General features: G+C 41.4%; 14 protein-coding genes and 1 other RNA gene. All 15 read right to left on the minus strand.

The window, feature by feature from the left end; all coding sequences use genetic code 11:
- Positions 1-90 precede the first annotated feature (90 nt).
- Positions 91-477 carry a retropepsin-like aspartic protease gene (locus MHH49_RS08935; protein ID WP_076101085.1) on the minus strand — a complete coding sequence of 129 codons (387 nt, stop codon included), beginning with the start codon at positions 475-477 and terminating at the stop codon, positions 91-93.
- Positions 474-731, minus strand: coding sequence for a hypothetical protein (locus MHH49_RS08940; protein ID WP_076101084.1), 258 nt, complete (start codon positions 729-731; stop codon positions 474-476). The genes MHH49_RS08935 and MHH49_RS08940 overlap by 4 nt, the downstream gene beginning before the upstream one ends.
- 211 nt (positions 732-942) lie before the next feature.
- Positions 943-1149 carry a hypothetical protein gene (locus MHH49_RS08945; RefSeq protein ID WP_143766210.1) on the minus strand — a complete coding sequence of 69 codons (207 nt, stop codon included), beginning with the start codon at positions 1147-1149 and terminating at the stop codon, positions 943-945.
- Positions 1150-1824: 675 nt separating this feature from the next.
- Positions 1825-2568: a hypothetical protein gene (locus MHH49_RS08950; protein ID WP_076101080.1), complete on the minus strand. Its 744-nt coding sequence runs from the start codon at positions 2566-2568 to the stop codon at positions 1825-1827.
- A gap of 14 nt (positions 2569-2582) precedes the next feature.
- Positions 2583-2780 (minus strand): hypothetical protein, encoded by a 198-nt coding sequence (locus tag MHH49_RS08955; protein ID WP_076101079.1) that lies wholly within the window; start codon positions 2778-2780, stop codon positions 2583-2585.
- 411 nt (positions 2781-3191) lie between these two features.
- Positions 3192-5759 carry an SNF2-related protein gene (locus MHH49_RS08960; protein WP_076101077.1) on the minus strand — a complete coding sequence of 856 codons (2568 nt, stop codon included), beginning with the start codon at positions 5757-5759 and terminating at the stop codon, positions 3192-3194.
- Positions 5752-6969: a hypothetical protein gene (locus MHH49_RS08965; protein WP_076101076.1), complete on the minus strand. Its 1218-nt coding sequence runs from the start codon at positions 6967-6969 to the stop codon at positions 5752-5754. Before MHH49_RS08965 ends, MHH49_RS08960 begins: the two co-directional genes overlap by 8 nt.
- Before the next feature lie 54 nt (positions 6970-7023).
- Positions 7024-9741: a DNA-directed RNA polymerase subunit alpha C-terminal domain-containing protein gene (locus MHH49_RS08970; protein WP_076101074.1), complete on the minus strand. Its 2718-nt coding sequence runs from the start codon at positions 9739-9741 to the stop codon at positions 7024-7026.
- A gap of 854 nt (positions 9742-10595) precedes the next feature.
- Positions 10596-10961: a hypothetical protein gene (locus MHH49_RS08975; RefSeq protein ID WP_036687158.1), complete on the minus strand. Its 366-nt coding sequence runs from the start codon at positions 10959-10961 to the stop codon at positions 10596-10598.
- Between the two features lie 405 nt (positions 10962-11366).
- Positions 11367-11729, minus strand: a complete 363-nt coding sequence (locus tag MHH49_RS08980; RefSeq protein WP_036687156.1) for a hypothetical protein — start codon at positions 11727-11729, stop codon at positions 11367-11369.
- A gap of 298 nt (positions 11730-12027) precedes the next feature.
- Positions 12028-12392, minus strand: a transfer-messenger RNA (tmRNA) gene (gene ssrA / locus MHH49_RS08985).
- Between the two features lie 201 nt (positions 12393-12593).
- Positions 12594-13073: an SsrA-binding protein SmpB gene (gene smpB / locus MHH49_RS08990; protein ID WP_036687155.1), complete on the minus strand. Its 480-nt coding sequence runs from the start codon at positions 13071-13073 to the stop codon at positions 12594-12596.
- Positions 13074-13842: 769 nt separating this feature from the next.
- Complete coding sequence (gene rnr, locus MHH49_RS08995; protein ID WP_036687164.1) at positions 13843-16710, minus strand: ribonuclease R; 2868 nt, start codon at positions 16708-16710, stop codon at positions 13843-13845.
- A 354-nt stretch (positions 16711-17064) separates the two neighbouring features.
- Positions 17065-17298, minus strand: coding sequence for a preprotein translocase subunit SecG (gene secG, locus MHH49_RS09000; protein WP_036687153.1), 234 nt, complete (start codon positions 17296-17298; stop codon positions 17065-17067).
- A gap of 231 nt (positions 17299-17529) precedes the next feature.
- On the minus strand, positions 17530-18816 hold the full coding sequence (eno, locus tag MHH49_RS09005) for a phosphopyruvate hydratase (protein WP_036687130.1): 1287 nt from the start codon (positions 18814-18816) through the stop codon (positions 17530-17532).
- Between the last annotated feature and the right edge of the window lie 61 nt (positions 18817-18877).

Raw genomic sequence — 18877 nt, forward strand, 5'->3', positions numbered from 1 at the left:
TCAGCGGGTTTCAAATAGAGCCTAGGGATGAACGTGCAGAGCCACAATTCGGCATGGATTGCTATTAGAATTATATGCAGCAGTTGCCGGTTAACAGCCGCTGCTTTTTAGTTCCATTTCCTTGATGTCAATCACAGCCCCTACTTGTTTCAAGAAGTTAAATCCGAGAATCCCGTCGATATCCATGCCATAATCCATGTTACCGATTTCAACTTGGAAATCCTTAAGCATTACTTCATCGACTATAATGGATTCTAGGTACTTAGTGTACACATACTCCACACCACCTACGCCTCGTATAATATCCACGATATCATTTCCTTCAGGAACCATGCCAATCTCCTGTACGATATCCGCGTTCAAAAGCGTGCTGGCAGAACCTGTATCAAGCAGTACCTTCTCAAGCTTTAATTCTCTCCCCCTAAATAAAACGGTCATGCTTACGAAGGGAAGTCCATAAATTTCTGTTATATTCATCTTAGCCCTCTGATACCAACATATCGTTCTCGCGCCACAATCTCAGGACGGGAGGTGTGAAAGAAACAATACTCTCTATGAGGGTCTTCCTGGTGCAACTCACTGTATCGCTTCAATGCTTTGGTAGAGTCCTCATAGGAATTGATAACGGACATCTCTTCAATAAAACGCAGGCCTTCTTTAGAATACGCCTTGGTCGCCTCAAGTACGACCCATTCATTCGGAAAACGCTCCTGAACTTCATCCCATCGCATCTTGGACACCTCCGGTTAAATAATTACTATTATTATAGCATATAGGTTATCAACTTCTAAACCAGAGTCAGACCTCCGATTGATCTCTGAAGCTCTTTTATAAAGCGGTATCCTTCCAGAAATCCAACTACAAAGGCTTCCTCTTCTTCGAGACCCTGTTCTGTGCTCATAGCCTCTTCCATGAATCCGTACAATTCACGTTGAGTCTCGTTTAAACTACTGTGTAGGCGATCGATTTGATAAAAGACTCTTCGTTAGCCTTCCTGATATGAGGATTTTTAGATCGCATTCCCCATATCTCAAGATGTTTTCTAGCAGCCACCTCGCTCAGTATTTCTCTCATTCCATCAAGATAGGCATTTTCTAGTGCTGCATATTCAGAAAATGTTTCTCTCTTCTTCGGAAAATGCTTTCCCACTGTGTCCATCCTTACCATTGATATACGACAAGCTCCATTCCTTATTCCCCCTTTCAAATCTACAATACTAGTGTTTCCTATTTGCTAGATTTAAAACAACGAACAGTGACAGGTAGCAAATATTATATATAACAAGGAAACAAATAACAAAACAACAAATGTTCTTATTTTATTGGTTTTTATACAGTAAAATACATTTTAAGGGAGGTGTACAATGGCGACTTATATAGTGAATACCAATACAATGGAAGTTTACAAAACCGCTAAAGTAGAGTCACGCTGCAGAATTAATGAAATTAAACCCCAACATAGAATTGATACAGTCAATGCCTAGTTTTACTTTGCTCAAGGATATAATGGCTGTAAATGGTGCTATCCAGAAAAGAATACTGGGTAAGCTATATAAATTAAATGACCATACCTTTCTTCTATTAACCCGTGTAGAACTCCTTTCCCAAAAAGGGCCTTAAACCCTTGATTGGATAGGGACTTTAGAAACTGAGCCGTGGATGCGCAAATCCACAATTCGCCGCCGTGTGATGCTGAGGATGTTTGATCAGGCAGCGTAATTCGTTTATTCTCTGGACCTATTTTTATATAGTCATTCAAATACTCCTGTTTTGAATATCTGAACACATGAAGCATTAATGCTTCAAAATACTTTGCGACTTTTGCTCAATGTTCATTAATGGAATGATTGATTCTCGATGTAGAATTACCGAATTTCTCCTCAATAAGCTCTCTAATAAAACTGGCCAAATCAAAAAAAGTAAATGGGCCTAGAAATGGTTCCAAGTCGTTTCTGAAGCTTTTAAATTGATATTTGGCTTTATTTCCGGCTGCCATCTTAACATTCTTACTTATTTGGGAAAAATAGATTTGTTTCCAATAGTATTCACCCATACATTTAAAACCTAGAAGAGAACCATTTTCCTCAAAAATTTTCATGTATTGCCATTCCGCTAATGCTTCCATCTGATGTTTTTGATTCCAATAAGAAAACGCAATATTCCCATATTTCCCCTTATAGTTGGCAACAGAATCTTTAAATGACACAGTGCAATCCGTAGAGTTCAATTTATCTGTAGATAAGATCCACACAGCTTCAGTTATAGGAATTTTCTTCAGAACCCTCAGTTCCTGAAAAGCACTAACATCGTCATCTACTACAAAATGCTTTAAATGTTCTTTTATTTCCTTGTTACTCAGTACTATGTCCATTAATTTCTTATTGCGTTTTAGTGACAATACTGGAGTTGCTCCCTGTGTCATTATATATTTTCTTGGAAACCCTATAGTAATCTGTGAGTTTTCTTTGGGACTCCTTGATTTCATTCGATCCAATTCCCCAAGAGGGAGCTCAGTAAATGAAGTAAATCCAGTGCCGGAGCGAGGCTCAATATCAACATCGTTAACCATTGAAGCGAAATTCTCTAATGATGTGCAGTGAAAAACAAGGGGTATTCAGGTAATTGGCCTTTCCAGAATATCCACTGTCTCACCATATTTAGATTGAATAATTTCTTCAGGTACACCTTGTTCATTGGTTCGTAATACTTTTCGTAAAATGCCATTGCTTCAGCAAAATAATAATAACGAATTAAAGATTTTAAAAGTTTAGGATTACTCATATGCTCGCCTCCATTATTGATCCATTTAAATCAAGCATACCAAATTATGGTATGCTATGGGCACAATACATGAGAATACGAAAGAATACTTAACCGAAGTGAAATAAAAACGGTGATACATTCAGGGCATCCTTTGACGCCACTGAGATATCATCGTTCTATTTTTCGTTCCTCTAAGTATCCTAAATTAGGACTGAGTTAAATTCCAGTCTAACTTATCCATTGTGGCTTTGTATGGACAAGGGTTCAATTTTCTGAGCCGTTGCTTGGTAAATCCATAATTCGCCGCCGCTTGGTGCTTCAGATGTGTGGGAGGGTAGTTTAGCTACATGTATTAAGGAGCAAAATAAGTTAAACTGGATAAGCAGTTGATATTTTCAAGTGTTGTTTATATACGAGTGAAAAATTCATCTATAATCTAAGATCAGAAAAAATAAGATCTAAATCTTCTTCCGTTGTATTACCTCGTTCAAGCATGTTGTTTTCAATCGCATCCAACATAATCTGCTCTTTTTCCTTAAGACGGAGATATATCTTTTCATCCAACGAATATGGATCTCCATCTTTGGTAAAGAATATCTCCTGTGTGAAAAAGTATTGGGTGTACTGATTGTTAGGCAGCCCCAAGCGATGGATACGATCTTTCGACTGTAGGAGATGAACAAGATTATAGCTGTACTCAAAATATATTGCATCATGGCAAACAACGTGCAAAGATACAGACTCAGCCAAGGTGTGTGGGTTAGTGATTAGGACATCAATCTCACCTTTTCGAAATGCCGATAAAATCACCTGACGCTCTTCCATACAAATCGCTCCATAGATGCATGCAGTTCGAACCCCTGCTCGTTCCAAGGCCCCCTTAATATTCATCATAGAATCAATAAATATACACCAAATTACTACCGGTTTATGCTCTCTATGAAGCTGTAAGGCGATTTCTATACAGGCATCAAACTTTTTGGTGGTTTCAATATTATTAATGAGAGAAACCACATCGTCGGAAAAATCCACATAATCAAATCGCTCTACCTCTCCAGAAATATCCAAAACATCTGAAAACTCCGATAAGTCAAGTGACTTTAATAGCATTTGTGGATTTGATTCCAATTGCAAAAGACGAATTATTAGAGCAAGTTTATTCTTTGCGTACTTTAGCAGCAGTATCTGAAACAATTCGTTTTCGAGGCGGCTGGCCATTACTTGGATAAGAGAATTTGGATTTGCTGCCGGTACTTGCAATTCCTGTTTTGTTGTACGACAAAAGAAAGGCTGGATTTTCTGGTTAATAACGGAAATATCATCTATACTTGGGTCTTTCAATTGTGGAATAGTGAATCCAAAAAAATCAGCATATTCATTGTGATAAAGAATATCCAACAGGTTTCTAATATCGGTGTACGAGTTAGGTATAGGAGTTCCGGTAAGTGCAATTGTGTAGCAAGCATCCTTTGCGATTTCAAGTGCATCAGAAGCGCGGCGGCCATTCAGAGCTTTCACTTTATGCACTTCGTCAAACACGAGCAATGTTTCAGAGTCAATTAGTTTTTTGATTTCTGTCAAGTAAGTCCCTAAACTCTCATAGTTAAACAACAAAAGATTGTTATTTCCCGTATCATATAAAATGGCTTGCTGTTTTTCTTTGGTAGATCGATAACTTGGATCTTGTATGCTAAATAATTGAACCTTTTGCTTCGTACCGAAGCAGGCGTTGAATTCATCAACCCAAGAACCAAATGAATTTTTTGGCCCAACCATAACAATTCTTTTGACCAGGCCTTGTGTTTGCAGGTATGCGTATACCCCTAAAACAGACGCCGTTTTCCCTGATCCAGGGACAGAGAAGTTGCTGGATTTTTTCATGGTACACATGAAAAACGAATCCCACATTTGCTTGTCTCGAAGTTTCCGATAAAAAGCGCAATCGACAACCGCTTTGTATTCAGCAAACTCTGCTCGTACAATAGGATCTTGATTTTTTATGGAAAGTCCAACATTAGCTCGCTTTTCAATATATATTTCTCGGTTTGCGATATAATCATGGAGCCGTCGCGTGGTAAAGAAGCTATAGGTTCGCTTTTGGGCATCTTGCTCCAGAATACGAATGATTTTCTTGTAAGTTGGATAAGTTAAACTGCTTTTAAAACGAATAATATGTTCATTGCTCCGCTCTAAATCAACATATCGCTTGAGCCACCGTTTATAAACTGCATTATTTAAAAGAAGAGAGGGTTCAATTTTAATGTCAAGCTTTAACCCATCGTCGTAATCCAATAGGAGACAACTTGGCTCAAGCTGTGCAGTGTCGACAATGACCTTCCCTTTGCTGTGAGAAACAATTTCTTTATGAAGGATTTGGCTCATATCAAAAACGAAGACATTTTCAACCTTGTTATTCCAAAGTTTTTCAAATACTTCTTTGCTTTTGTTGATTTTTGAGTAATCGAAAGCCGATGCCTGCCAACTGCAAGTAATGTCAAATGCTTCGTAATTATTATTATAAGCCGCCGCAGTTTCATTATTTGATCCTCGAAAGCAAATCACATCGCCTACTTCATCTTCCATGATGCCAAACTTATCGTGAAAAATCCCCTTACGTGTAAAGGCAATCTTAATGTCAATAATCCCAAGTGAGATTAAATAGGCAAGATTAGAGATATCACGCTCTTCCTCAAGAGAAAGTGTTTCTCTCAGCCTTCCTAACAGTACTTGATTGACCTCTTCTCGTAACTGGTATCCCTCTTTGATTTGACGATAGTCATATTCTGATAGTTCCGTAGAAACAATCATTCGGCACTTATTTCCTCGACGTGCAAATACTTCTAGACCTTTTGCGTAGTTAGCAAGTGCTTGAGCTGAAAAATATGCAGTAGCCCTGTCATAACTGATACACTCACGCAAGATCGGGGTATAGAAAGAAGATCCAATATCATCTTCATAAGAAGAATATGTTGCTTTCAGCGAAAGATCTTTAAACATCTAGTTCTCCTCTAATGCTATCTAATATTTGTTGAACCAAATCAAGCTTTTCGCGTATATCTTCTTTTTGCACATCTGATATTTTCTTAAATATATTCGTGTCAATGGTATCAAGCATTTCATACGCCTTTTCGGCTTGCTGCGCAGGACGATTTCGGCTTGCATCACCGTCCGCTTTGCTGACCCACTTTTCAGTGGATCTAGCAAATTCTAATTGAATTTCTTTTTGTGAACGAATATGTTCATTAATTATTTTTTCAGTCGTAACTGGGTGCTGCTCCACAGCATCACAAACATTTTCTATCAAATCTGATTGTTCATCAAGATATTCATCCAGAAGTCTGGAGTTTGATGCAATTTTCCCGATTTTTCTTATGTATCTATTTGTATCCCCAACCGGTGCCATAAGTAATTGGGCAAATACATTGTTTTTTAAGTCCTCACGACTATCATCATTTTTCACCTTACTTAACATACTATACAAGTCTTTTAATGATTCGGAGAGATTCATGGTGCGAGCTAAGTAGAACTGTTTCGGGGCGTTAATGAACTCCAAAAATTCCACCATTAATTTTGCTTTTTCCACCTCTCGCTTAATATCCGCTTCCGTTTGATTAGAACTACTGGCATATTCACGTGCTGTAAGAAGTTTATTTTCTACGATATCATTATATATACCCACCAGTCGATCTATCGGATTGTAGTCAACCGGCTTGTCCACACCATGCTGAAGAAACAATTCGAGCATTTTGATTTGTTTAGCATTGTGAGCAATATTGTGCTCTAAAATAACAGCTTCAAAGTATTGCGTTTTTCCGGTTTTTTGTTCTAAATTGCGCAAGCAAGTAAAGCGCCGGTTACCATCAATGATTCTACCATCAGTCAAGATGACTCCAGCCTCTTGTTGTCCAATGAGCTCAATATTATTTTGTGTTTTCTTCAATGCTTCTGGATTGCTTTCGGTAATAAAGCCTTGAATGATCCGGTTATATTGTTCTTTATCTTCCGTGTCTATATTAGTAATCTCATTTTCCGCTTTATACTGACTGATCCAAGTCGCAATGCGGTCGTTCTGATCATTATAATAAAGTTCATCCAGCCGGATTTTATATACGGTATAAGTTTGCATGTGATTATCCACCGATAGCTTTTTGGTCAATGTTGTTGGTAAAATGCTTCTGTTTTCAATGCCTTCTTTAAGTAAGTTCAATTAGATAATACCTCCTCATATTTATCTTGTAATAACTCATCCGCTAACCGTAGGTTAAATCTCCTCAAAATATACATCGTAGTCAGCGTAAACTTTTTGAGTTATTGTGTCATAGTACATTGCACTACCTTTAATCGTTTCAACTATTTTATACCATTCAAAGTTTATATTGTAATCACTTAATAGTTTTTCAGTCAGCTCATATACATCTAAAGATAGTGATTCACTGGAATACAAAATCCATTCCAAAAAATCTATTAGGGATACATTTTCACTACCTCGTCTGAAAAGTTTGTTTTTTCCCATCCGGCGATAGGTAAAATGCTCCTTATCTTCTGAAAGTAGTGATGCATAAAACCATTCGTCAAAACCAAGCTCATCGAAGGCATGAGTAAAACCTTTTTTTTGCAGGGAATATACAGTGAAATATTGTGAATCAACTGCTTGATATGCTTTGCGGCAATAGTCCAGTATGGATTCTTTTTCTACACCAGCACAATTTAGCCGGCGAAAATGAACATATTTTAATGGTGCATATTCTAAAATTTCATACGCCGCTTTTAGCTTATAGACCTCCGACATATATGCTATCGTGTTTAGCACTTCCTTAGGAAAAGACTGCGCATCTACGATATCCTCTGTAGTAAGAATCGCACGAAAGTACTCTGTTGCAGACGGATACTGGTCTTTGATTGCATAATTTGCATAAACCCGAAATCCAAGTGCCTTTAGCGTGTATGGATTCAGCAGTTTGGGATCGACCTGAGGGAATTGACGCACATACAACTTCCGAATATCGGACAAGAGATAGAATTCTCTGGACAGTAGTCGCTTCATTTGGGAAGCCATTATGTCAGAGAGCATCGGCACATCTATTTTGTAAATACCCGAATAAAAATACTGATCGAAGTTTTTCATGTAGTTGGCCAGCACTGTTTGAGACAATACGCCGTAAGCGTGTTCATAGGCTGCAGCAAAATCTGTATTTCTAATAGGAGCGAGAACCAACAACATATCCATCACCTGAGTATCTCTGTCTCCTACCCCGAACTCTATGTTAGGCATTCGCTTAAAGCGAATTTGTGGGTAATCGTCACTTGTACAGATCTTTTTAAGCAGATTATGCAACTCATATTCATCCTGAATGTCGTAATCACTCATCAACTCTGGATATTCTTGAAAGAACTTGCGTGTTGAGAACTCTACATTCTTATAATCGCTCAAATTAAGACCGCTGAGCAGATCTGAGTAATCATATGCATCAATATTGTAGTATCGAAGTTTTTGTCCATATTTCCACAGAACATGGTTGCTTGCTGCTAATTTATTGGAATATCCTCGATCCATTACCGAAAACTTAGGATTATCCTGTAGATTTAAATCTTCTAGAAGCATCTTATATAATTGCGAAAATTCTTCAAAGGTAAGACCTTCAACACCCGCTGTGCGCAATATGTATTCACCAAGCTCGGAGCGGCTACAAAGAACTCGTTCGCTACCAAGAACCACGTGATTTTTATAAATTATTCGTTCTGCCGCCTTTTTAAAGTAATCGGGAAAATCAAAATCCATCGCCAAATCATCTATGGGATATTCCCCTTTTCTATAAGCAATAGAAAGGTAATTATATGTAATCTCGGATTCCTTGAACCCTAAAAGGAAATCTTTTTTTGCTATGTCATATTTCTGAAAAACAAGCGCATATAGATCCTCACTCAGAGGGGGCGCCTTACGGATACACTTTGCTTCAATTTGCCGTATACGTTCTCTCGTAAGATTTAGTTTATTACCAATTTCTTCCAATGTCTGCCCGTATAGCCGTCCAGTTAAAACAGCACAATCTTGCGATTTTGGCAAGTATGTAGCATATTCAAGAGCCGTTAGATATTTCCGCTTATACATCTGAGCGTGTAAGCAGAGTAAATTACCGTCCTGTATCAGTTCTGATATCAGGCTATCCACTAATGCTTCATTCTGCAAAAATGAAGGTAAGTATCTCACCAGATTAAACTTATCTAGTCCATAAGGGTTGGATTCAAATTTCTTCAGAAAAGTTTCTTTGATTGCACCTCTCAAAAGGGGCAACCCATAGAGCTCTGAAATCAGCTGCTCATCGACCTCCGCAGTTGAAAACGTTGAAAAAAAACTACCATTACGATTCTCAACCAACGGAAGAATGTCCTCATATAGTTGGCCTGCATGAACGCCTATTGTCTTAACAACTTCCTGTACGATGCAAAGGCAAAACTCATCAGTTCCGTAAACTGAATCTTCATTATGGGAGCTCTGAGCAGCAGGCGCTGGTTGTAGAACAAGTAGATTTATGGCTTCAATTATTTCTTTCAGGCTCTTTGCGCCCATTTTTGGGACTCCAAATAAGTCAGCCTCGGTCTTATCCAACAACTTGGAAATATAGTCAATCCCTGCTCCTTTTAAGCAATTGAATGATCTCTTTGATAGCCCAATGTCCTCTATAGGCAAATCTCGATACGATAGGCCATCCTTTCCAATGAACCACGCAACCAAATCGCCCTCTGCCTTTTGGTCTGCACTGCAATTCAAAGGATCAATCTCGTTAATTTTTATCTGCTCAATCACTTCTGTAATTTCTGATACAGATTTAGCCCCCATGTTTTTCAGACTCGGGAAGTTTTCTTTTGGGAAATCCAGTAGATCGCCTACACCATCGATGCCTGCTCTACGAAGGGCGTTATACGCTCTTGCAGAAAAGTCCAACTTTTCTATTGGATCTAATCGAGTCAAGTACTTCACTACATTTCCCTCGTTTCGCTAAAAAATCGCATAAATGATTACAGCTCTACACCAAGGTTAGTGCTTGATACTTTTCAATATTCACTGTTACATATCGTTACGCTGAGCATTGCTTTCGAGCAAAAGTCCCTTAACGTATAGATCTCTATAGCGGGTGATATAGTATCGACACTGAAAGATTTCTATACGATTGTCTCCGCGTTACACTGTAGCAATGGGTGGTTAAAAGTATTTCTTCGATTGTTTAAATTGTATTTTCATTGTTACACCCTGATGTTGAGAAGTAGAACTGGGCTGTTGTCTTTCTTTTCCTCTATGTAAAGGCAGTATTTCCTTCTATTCTCTCGAATTTCAGCATTTAATATCAAGAATTATCAAACACAATATAACACAAACCCCAAAAATTAGACAATGCCTTGATTACGAATCTAATAACAAGTTGAACCTAAACGAATAGAGCTCTACCTGAAAATAATCTTTCACCCAAAAACTGCTGGAGCTGCCACAAGAAAAAAGCAGCCATCACAGAAATACTCTGCGACAACTGCTTTCTACTGAATGTTGTGGATTTGGCATAAGGAGCCGAGGGGAGTCGAACCCCTGCCCGAAGATAACGGCACATAAGCTTTTACAAGTGTAATCACAGTTTTAAAGTCACCCTCGAAGCATTTAACCAGCATTTGATGAATCAGTCTGATTAAGGAGACTAATCATAGGAATAACTCCTTAGTATTGTGATGCATTGTATAAGTTAATCCTGAATATATCGTTTTTTTATCAGTGCTTCTTCAATACGCAGAAAGTACCTTTGGCGCTACAGATGATGGCTGGATCCTTTTAATTTTTAGAAGTTGCTAATTCCCTGCGGAATCAAGATACGCTTCAGCTTCTTCTATCGATTCGTACAAGTTTGCAATATCTTTAAACATACGATTCATTTGCGTTTTGTAGAACGCGGTAGGCGCAACATACACCCATTTATGTTTTGTAGAGATTCCAGCTTTCACAGCATCTTCACCAGTTGGAGCAAGAATTGCCATCACCTCTTGCTTAAATACCAGGCCACCAGTAATTACAGTCATACCTGTAAACCCTCGCTTAGTTTTCTTCAGTACTTTCGGAAATTGTTCTGCGTACGCAAAGGCATCCTCAACTTCCATACCGTCCGATGTTACAATAATTCTGTTTTTATTTTTAACATAATCAATAGTAAAACTCATAATAGTAATTCCTCCGAATGTTTTTGCTTTTGAGTGCTTAATGCCATAATCTAATCTTATATCAGTTCGAGCTCTTATAGATGTAGTTTCGGAAAATGTGCCACTAATTATTAACTTCAAAGTGAATGATCTAATTTTAGACGTAGACAACATGTCTACAAAAATGAATATATTAGTTCCCCATAATTCATTGTCTGCATTCGGTCTACAATTCAATCACTAAACAGCAAAAAACCGCTATCTCAGCGGTTTTTTGCTTATGGAGCCGAGGGAAGTCGAACCCCTGTCCGAAGATAACGGCACATAAGCTTCTACGAATGTAGTTACTGTTTTGATGTCACAAAATTCATGACTCCCACCAGAAAATTGTTTACGGTGTAGTTGTAATTCTAACTCAAAACTGTGCTATAGCGAAAAATCGGTAACACCCTTTTTATAGGAAAATTTAAGACTATATGTTTCTTCTTTTCCATAGGGCATTGTAGCAATTTTTATACGAGTATAATCAAGCCTGCTATCTCTTAACACTCTCTTTATCAAGGCTATACTCCGTTCTTCTTCCGTAATGATACAAAATATATTAAGAGCATATTTTTTCGGGTCGGAAATGCATTTACCCATATCAAAGCCATCAACACAACCTAAGTTAGTATCTACTAGAGATATGTCCAGGTATTCCATGACTTTATCTCTTAACCAGTTATCACGTTGGCTTCCTTTTTCACTTTTTAGAGGATACTGTACTACTAACCAAAATTTCTCACTCATTCATAATCACCAGCCAATGAAGAGATTTATTATAATAATTATAACAAAGAAACTTTGCAAAAGGGTACCGTTAACCATAGTATGGGAACCATCCTCATGCGGATGGTATTCGTGGTGGTAGAGAAATCTTTTGCAGTTTAAAAATATGCATACCAAACATTCCGAGACCACATAGTAGACATGATAAACCACAAGTACACATTTGAGGAATTGGCTGAAATCATTAAAAGGCATTGCCTAACTTTAATTATGAGGATACAAAAAAGCGACCCCTAAAGGTCGCTTTTTCTAAAACTCCATATGGAGCCGAGGGGAGTCGAACCCCTGTCCGAAGATAACGGCACATAAGCTTCTACGAGTGTAGTCACAGTTTTGATGTCACCCGAGTATCGCCCCGTAACCGGCTATACGTTGGGTCAGCCTGATTGTCTTCTTCAGCTCACCGCAGGCGGAGATGAGACAGCGTATCCCACTATTTGTTAGCCCCTATCCCTGTCACATGGGCGATGCAGAGTAGAAGCACGCACACAGTTTCTTAGGCTGCGAAAGCGTAGTTGTTTTGTTGTTTGCCGTTTAATAGGCTTTAGCGTTGATGAAGCGGACGCGTCCCCACTACTCGCTACTCATGCTCGAACTACCCCCGTCGAATCCAAGAACGGCCCCTCATTAAAAAGGGCGCTTCGGATCAAGCGGATCTTCCAAGCAAGAGAGATCCAATCTACAGCTTCTTATTCAAGAAAACTGTAACGAAGCAATAACTAACTTACTTACTCAGTATAGCACATTTATCAACACTTTAACACGTGGGTTAAAGGAATTGAAGGTTGAAACTGGAACTCATTTGAATCGTCTAGTTCTCCCAGATTATCTGGCGATCTTTTGCTTATCACGCAGTACACGCTGGATATCACGTTGAGCATCTCGCTTGGCAGCCGAGTCACGTTTGTCATACTCTTTTTTACCTTTACCAAGACCAATCAGCAGCTTCGCATAGCCATTCCGCACATAAATCTTAAGTGGCACAATCGTAAACCCATCTCGCTTGGACAAGCCCAGCAGTTTATGAATTTGCTCCTTATGCATTAACAATTTACGTGTGCGTGTGGGATCGGTAGGATTGGCACGGTTACCTTGTTCAAAAGGGCTGATATGCATGTTGTGAATCTGAATCTCACCATTGCGGATCGTAGCAAAAGCATCTCCAATATTAGCGCGGCCATTACGCAGCGACTTGATCTCTGTACCCGTCAGCACCAAGCCAGCTTCATAAGTATCCTCGATAAAATAATCATGGGAAGCTTTCTTGTTCTGGGCAAGTACTTTCCCGTCTGCTTTTTTACCCATGAGAATCACTCCTTGAATCATATTCATAAGTTAAAGTAACCATGTCTGTCTAATCTTAAACGACACAGCCATCGAACGTCTGATCTATATTGTAACAAATGGAATCAAGTGAGCGCAAGGAACCTTCAACCAAATATACTTCACCTAATTTGTCATAGAGTTGTCAGTAACATTACCCAATATCTAGCATTTGTTACAAAAAAGCATTAAGCTGAGTTGATCTGGAGTTTTTCAGCAAATAGCGAAGTTACCCTTTTACTTGTGCGCCTTAATTAACAGATAGTTATCCACTAATCTCCACATATCTATATCCATCTACCCTATTTACTTATTACCTATTTGTTCTCAATTATCCGCTTCCCTCTTCTTGGATATACATCTATTCGACGCCTATTCAAATAGTGCTGCTTTTACCTATACTGTGCAATCCTATACTGTACCTATCCTATCCTATCCTCTACCTATTCACTTGCTATCACCTACGTTTTTCTATATAAATGTATTTCGTGCAACTATTTAAGCCTTATCACCGCCAAAAAACTAATTAGTTGCACTTTCTGCAGCTAAAAAAGCGAAATCGGACCAATTATGGGTAACTGATCAGATTTAGATGTACAAAATGCAATTAGCTACCACTTTTACTACATAACCCAAATTTAACTGCACATAATGCAATTAACCATGTTGATGATTAGTTAGTTAAAAAGCACCGCCCCAAGAGGGACGGTGCTTAGTATCGTTATAGAGTTATGCAGCGCATAACCGTCATTTATTTCTTTTTACGCTTACGTGGTGCTCCTTCTGGAGCGCCGCCATTATTGTCACTTCGTTTAGAAGTGACTTGCTCAGATGTCTCTACGTTGCCTGGTGTCACGGACTGGCCGATGAACACCCCGCCCTTGGTTTTCTTTTTGCGGCGGCCTTTGCCTGTAGGAGCGCCGTTACGGCCTTCTCCACCGCCAAAGTTACCCCCGCGATCCTCGCGGCTGCGGAACTTCGTGCTGCCGTCCATGCCCCGCGCTTCGCCGCCGGAGGAGTCGGACGCAGGAGCGCCGTATCCGCCTTTGCCGGAGCCAAAGCCGAAGCTGATGCCGCGTCCACCACCGGCACCGCCGGTGTCTCCGCCGCGGCCTCGCCCGCCGCTGCGCTCACGCGGCGCGCCTGCGTTGCCGCCGGCTTCGCCTCCGCGCTCTGCGCCCGGCGCAGCAACCACCCGGCTCGCATCCTCGCCGGCCTCGCGCCCGCGCTTCCGCTTACCGCGTCCGCCCGCTGCGCCAACACCGGCCGCTTCGCGCGGTCCATCACCGGCGCGCACACCTGCGCCCGGCTTGCCCTTGCCCGCGCCTGCAGCGCCGCCGCCGGGCTTGCCTTTACCGCCGCGTCCCTTGCCCGCGGCGCCTTTGCCCCCGGCCGGCTTAATGAAGCCGCCGCCCGAACGGCCGCCCTTGCCTCCGCGGCCGCCCGCAAAGCCACCACCGCGGTGCTCACCAGGCGCGCGTGGCTTCATGTCGACCAACTCGAAATCGATCGTGTGGTCATCCATATTTACTTTCGCGACTCGGATCTTCACCTCGTCACCAATGCGGAACACACGCGATGTGCGCTCGCCAATGAGCGCCATATGACCTTCGTCAAAGTGATAATAATCGTCGCTCATTGCACTGAGACGAATAAGACCTTCGACGGTATTATCCAGCTCGATGAACATTCCGAAGCTGGTCACACTGCTGACCATAGCCTCGAATTCCTCGCCTACTTTATCCTGCATGTATTCTGCTTTCTTCAGTTGCTCCGTATCGCGTTCAGCTTCTACCGCCACACGCTCGCGTTCCGAAGACTGCTGAGCAATGTCAGGCATCCGGCTAGACAAATAATCATGCCGCTTCTGGGTCAGTGCCCCTCCATTCTCAATCACTTCACGCATTACGCGGTGAATGACCAGATCGGGGTACCGGCGAATTGGAGAAGTAAAGTGAGAATAATATTCCGCAGCCAGTCCGAAATGGCCCGTGCTCTCTGCATCATACTTTGCCTGCTTCATGGAACGCAGCATCATCGTACTGATGACCGTTTGTTCCTTTGTGCCTTGGATTTGCTCCAACAGATCCTGCAAAGCACGTGGATGAACCGAATTGCCACGGCCCTTCACGTGATATCCGAAGTTGGCCGCAAAAGCCATGAAATTCTGCAGCTTCTCTGGGTCTGGATCTTCGTGAATCCGGTAAAGGAACGGAACCTTCAACCAGTGGAAATGCTCAGCAACTGTTTCATTTGCCGCCAGCATAAACTCCTCGATAATCTGTTCCGCTACAGAACGTTCACGCTTCACGATATCTACAGCCTTGCCGTTCTCATCCACGATGATTTTGCTCTCTTCAAAATCAAAATCAACCGCACCCCGGCGCATCCGCGCATCGCGCAGCTTCATCGCCAATTCCTTCATGAGGCGGAAATCGTCAATCAGTGGACTATAACGTTCCAACAGCTCTGGATCTTCGTCTTCGAGAATTTTACGAACATTGGAGTAAGTCATTCTCTCTTTGGTGCGAATCACGCTCGTAAAGACATCGTGCTTCACAACCTTCATTTGCTCGTTAAATTCCATTTCACAGGACATTGTTAACCGGTCTACCTGAGGATTCAAGCTGCAAATCCCGTTCGATAGGCGGTGCGGCAGCATCGGAATAACCCGGTCTACCAAATACACACTACAACCGCGGTCATAGGCTTCTTTATCCAGCTCAGAGCCTTCACGCACATAATAACCTACGTCTGCTATATGGACGCCCAGCTTGTAATGTCCATTCTCCAAGCGCTGTACGTTTACCGCATCATCCAAATCCTTAGCATCTTCGCCATCAATCGTAACAATGTTCAGTCCGCGCAGGTCGCGTCTCCCTTGCTCCGCAATCTCCTCTTCTGTAATTGAATCAGGAGCGCTATCGGCTTCATCCATCACTTCAGCTGGAAATGCCTCAGGCAATTGATGTTTGCGGATAATGGAAAGAATATCAACACCCGGATCATCCTTATGTCCGAGAATCTCAATAATTTCACCTTCTGCCGCTGCTCGGCCTTCCGGATAACTCACAATACGCACAACGACCTTTTGACCATCAACAGCACCTTTAAAGGATTGTTTCGGAATAAAAATATCACGATTAATCCGCTTATCATCAGGCAGCACAAAACCATAGGTCTCCAGGTTCTGAAATACACCTACCGTCTGCAACACGCCACGTTTTACAATACGTACTACTTCGCCTTCCATACGTCCGCCGGACGGACTTTTAGAGGTAATACGAATCAGAACGATATCGCCATTCATAGCTCCCTTAAGATCATTTGCATGGATATATACGTCAGGATGATCACGATCATCCGGGATTAGAAAAGCAAAACCCTTCGCATGTGCTTGTAAACGTCCACGCAGCAAATCCATCCGTTCTGGCACGCCATAACGTGCAGTACGGGTTAATACAATTCTTCCATCCTGCTCTAATTCAATCAGCAGTTCCTCGAACTTTTTAAACCCCTCGCTATCCTCTAGAGCAAAATGACTCACCAGCTCTTCATAAGTCATTGGTTTATATGCAGTTTCCCGCATGAAATCGAGTAATATTTCTTGTGTTATCATGTTCGTCACCCCAGCCCTCCGCGGCTTCAAGCCGCTGGCAAATATGTATATCTTGTCCTGCCCTGCAGTAATGCCAAGTAAATTTTACCTTTACTACTTCATACCCTAGTATACACGAAATCAATCCTGCGCATCCCTGTTACTGTCATCCAAAGGTTAACACAGTACAAAATTTCCTTTAAATGCTGAAATACATCCATGCCGACTTCAGGTTTACTTCCTATCGATCCAGCCTTTTTCTTTGCGAATATGAAAAGAAAAGCACCCTTAGGTGCTTTTTAACTCCTTTTAATATAACAAAAAAGCCTCCGCTCTATTCCATTTAGAACAGAGCGAGGGCTTACGGTAGATCTTTTAGTCGATTAGAACTGCAGCTAGAATCGCCATGATAAAGAAACCAGCAGCAAGTCCAACAGTTACACGTTGTAGTACGAGCTCCATACCACGAGCTTTTGTTTTACCAAAGAGATGCTCAGCACCGCCAGAGATGGCACCGGAAAGACCCGCGCTTTTCCCCTTTTGCAGAAGAACGACCGCAATAAGACCGACGGAAAAAATCAGGAGCACAACTTTCAAAAAGATATCCATTCACTTCCACCTCCTACGCCTAAGCATCACTATCTATGGTAATTTAGGTTATCACGATACATAAACAGTATTCTTATTTTATCATAGCGCTGTCGGTAATACAACAGCTTAGACTGTTAAGTCGTAGCTTTTCTTGCAAGATAAGGATAAACCTATTGAAGTCTATCTTCTTCAAATCATAAAAAAGACCCGCCATAACGGCGGGTCTTAGAAGTCTGCTATAAAAGCAGATTATCTTTTGAGGTTGTAGAAGGATTTCAGGCCGTTGTATTGAGCCAATTCACCCAACTCATCTTCGATGCGAAGCAATTGGTTGTATTTAGCAACACGGTCTGTACGGGAAGGAGCACCTGTTTTGATTTGACCAGCATTAGTCGCAACAGCGATGTCAGCGATTGTGCTATCTTCGGATTCACCGGAGCGGTGGGAGATAACTGCTGTGTAACCAGCACGTTTAGCCATTTCGATAGCATCAAAAGTTTCAGTCAATGTACCAATTTGGTTAACCTTAACCAAGATGGAGTTACCGATACCTTTTTCGATACCTGTTGCAAGACGCTCAGTGTTAGTTACGAACAAGTCGTCACCAACCAATTGGACTTTGTCGCCCAATTTTTCAGTAAGCAATTTCCAGCCATCCCAGTCGTCTTCGGACATACCGTCTTCGATTGTGATGATAGGATATTTTTCAACCCATGAAGCAAGAAGGTCAACATACTCAGCGGAAGTGTAAGATTTACCTTCGCCAGCAAGGGTGTATTTACCGTCTTTGTAGAACTCAGTGGAAGCAACGTCCATACCCAAGAATACGTCAACACCTGGTTTGTAACCAGCTTTTTCAATAGCTTCGATGATTGTAGTGATTGCTTCTTCATTCGAACCAAGGTTCGGTGCGAAACCACCTTCGTCACCAACAGCTGTGTTCAGGCCTTTGGATTGAAGTACGGATTTCAAGTTGTGGAAGATTTCAGCACCTGTGCGAAGAGCTTCTTTGAAGCTTGGAGCTCCTACAGGAAGAACCATGAACTCTTGAACGTCGATGTTGTTATCCGCATGCTCACCACCATTGATGATGTTCATCATTGGTACTGGAAGAGTTTTAGCGTTGAATCCGCCCAGGTATACGTACAAAGGAATATCCAAAGCTGCTGCAGCTGCACGAGCTACTGCCATGGATACAGCTAGGATTGCGTTAGCACCCAATTTACCTTTGTTAGGAGTTCCGTCCAAAGTAATCATCAATTTGTCGATGCCCACTTGGTCAAGAGCGTCCATACCGATAACTTCTGGAGCGATGATTTCATTTACGTTCTCAACAGCTTTCAGAACGCCTTTACCCATGTAACGGGATTTGTCGCCATCACGAAGTTCTACAGCTTCGTGAGCACCAGTGGAAGCGCCGGAAGGAACGATAGCGCGGCCTTTAGCACCGGATTCCAGATAAACGTCAACCTCTACTGTAGGGTTACCACGGGAGTCAAGGACTTCGCGAGCATATACATCAGAAATAATAGTCATGTAAGTTAATCTCCTTTTAACATTGTTTTGGTCTTACTTGTATAGCTTAAAATCAAAAGCG

This window comes from Paenibacillus sp. FSL F4-0122 (genome assembly GCF_038002845.1).
In the GTDB taxonomy this organism is placed as follows: Bacteria; Bacillota; Bacilli; order Paenibacillales; family Paenibacillaceae; genus Paenibacillus_AQ; species Paenibacillus_AQ odorifer.

Excerpts from the sequence above, each read along its gene's own strand:
- MHH49_RS08940 (WP_076101084.1), bottom strand. The coding sequence starts at position 731 with ATGCGATGGGATGAAGTTCAGGAGCGTTTTCCGAATGAATGGGTCGTA.
- MHH49_RS08955 (WP_076101079.1), bottom strand. The coding sequence starts at position 2,780 with ATGAGTAATCCTAAACTTTTAAAATCTTTAATTCGTTATTATTATTTT.
- MHH49_RS08980 (WP_036687156.1), bottom strand. The coding sequence starts at position 11,729 with ATGAGTGAGAAATTTTGGTTAGTAGTACAGTATCCTCTAAAAAGTGAA.
- eno (WP_036687130.1), bottom strand. The coding sequence starts at position 18,816 with ATGACTATTATTTCTGATGTATATGCTCGCGAAGTCCTTGACTCCCGT.
- MHH49_RS08935 (WP_076101085.1), bottom strand. The coding sequence starts at position 477 with ATGAATATAACAGAAATTTATGGACTTCCCTTCGTAAGCATGACCGTT.
- MHH49_RS08950 (WP_076101080.1), bottom strand. The coding sequence starts at position 2,568 with ATGGTTAACGATGTTGATATTGAGCCTCGCTCCGGCACTGGATTTACT.
- MHH49_RS08975 (WP_036687158.1), bottom strand. The coding sequence starts at position 10,961 with ATGAGTTTTACTATTGATTATGTTAAAAATAAAAACAGAATTATTGTA.
- secG (WP_036687153.1), bottom strand. The coding sequence starts at position 17,298 with ATGGATATCTTTTTGAAAGTTGTGCTCCTGATTTTTTCCGTCGGTCTT.
- MHH49_RS08960 (WP_076101077.1), bottom strand. The coding sequence starts at position 5,759 with ATGTTTAAAGATCTTTCGCTGAAAGCAACATATTCTTCTTATGAAGAT.
- rnr (WP_036687164.1), bottom strand. The coding sequence starts at position 16,710 with ATGATAACACAAGAAATATTACTCGATTTCATGCGGGAAACTGCATAT.
- smpB (WP_036687155.1), bottom strand. The coding sequence starts at position 13,073 with ATGGGTAAAAAAGCAGACGGGAAAGTACTTGCCCAGAACAAGAAAGCT.